Annotated in this window: 1 protein-coding gene; it reads left to right on the top strand. The window is 43.4% G+C overall.

Annotated features, from left to right (window positions below):
* The first annotated feature begins 65 nt into the window (after nucleotides 1–65).
* Complete coding sequence (gene istB / locus CF394_RS03165) at nucleotides 66–785, top strand: IS21-like element helper ATPase IstB (protein WP_094941827.1); 720 nt, start codon at nucleotides 66–68, stop codon at nucleotides 783–785.
* The last annotated feature ends 75 nt before the right edge of the window (nucleotides 786–860 follow it).

Below are 860 nucleotides of genomic sequence, written 5' to 3'. Positions count from 1 at the left end.
ATGCCACCGGCATCAAGAGGATCAACACATTATGACAAGTTGTTTGAAAAAGGCGGTGTGTCTTGATGGAACTACTCATACAAGAATACGCAAAGCGATTGAAGCTCAGCTGGATACGTCAAAACTTTGATGAGATCGAGGCTACCTCGAATCAGGAATATCTACTTAAACTCATGGAGGCAGAAGTGCGCCAGCGTGAAGAAAGGCGCACAAACCTCCTCTTTACTCAATCGCTCTTACCGCCGTTACCGAGCGTCGAATTCAAATGGGATGATATCGAATACACGCAAGGGCTGAATCGCGAATACTTTTTAAACAGAGAATTCATGGAGAACAAAGAGAACCTGATTTTCTATGGAGGCGTGGGCACGGGCAAAACCTTTCTATCCACAAAGATCGGCTTAAATGCGATTCAAGAGACGGGATTAAACGTTCGTTTCTACACCATCGCAGGATTGGTGAACAAGTTGATGGATTTACATGAGAGAGGCACTTTGGGGAAGTTCTACAAACAGCTAGAGAAGGTCGATTTATTGATACTGGATGAGCTAGGGTATATCCCGCTACACAAGAGTGGCGCAGAGTTACTCTTCCAAGTGATTAGCATGTGTTATGAGAGAAAGAGTCTGATCATTACAACGAACCTACGGTTCAGTGAGTGGAACCATGTGTTTGGAGACCCTATTTTGACTGAGGCCGTAATCGATCGTTTAATCCATCACTCACATCTCGTCGTCTTTAAAGGGCCTAGCAATCGAATGAAAGAATCATTGATGAATAACTAAATACGGTGGAGAGATGCATCAGGCAAGCAACATTTTTAATTGCCATTTCACACATTTCTTACTTGCCAAATACAG

It is taken from the genome of Tetzosporium hominis (assembly GCF_002265435.1).
Taxonomy (GTDB): Bacteria; Bacillota; Bacilli; order Bacillales_A; family Planococcaceae; genus Chryseomicrobium; species Chryseomicrobium hominis.
Note: the sequence above shows the minus strand (reverse complement) of the source record. Positions and strands in the feature narration are given on the sequence as shown.